Origin of the sequence: Pseudomonas sp. Kh14, from assembly GCF_900291005.1 — a bacterium.
GTDB lineage: Bacteria > Pseudomonadota > Gammaproteobacteria > Pseudomonadales > Pseudomonadaceae > Aquipseudomonas > Aquipseudomonas alloputida.
In genome coordinates this window covers 1-253 of record NZ_OLKJ01000204.1, presented here as the reverse complement: position 1 = coordinate 253, position 253 = coordinate 1, and the positions used below count along the sequence as shown (strand labels likewise).

Below are 253 nucleotides of genomic sequence, written 5' to 3'. Positions count from 1 at the left end.
AGTATGACTTCTTCGATCCGCGAGACCTGAAGCCGACGCTGGAAAGTAAATTTATCGCCGGTCTGTTCTTTGCCGGTCAGATCAACGGCACCACCGGTTACGAAGAAGCGGCCGCGCAGGGGCTGCTGGCCGGTCTGAACGCCGCCCGTTTCTCTGCCGAAAAAGAGGGCTGGGCGCCGGGACGTTCTCAGGCTTATCTGGGTGTGCTGGTGGATGACTTGTGCACGCTGGGTACCAAAGAGCCGTACCGCAT

Annotated in this window: 1 protein-coding gene; it reads left to right on the top strand. The window is 59.3% G+C overall.

Annotated features, from left to right (window positions below; genetic code table 11):
* The coding region (locus FQ668_RS27835; RefSeq protein WP_178097213.1) for an FAD-dependent oxidoreductase at positions 1-253 on the top strand (253 nt) is incomplete at both ends.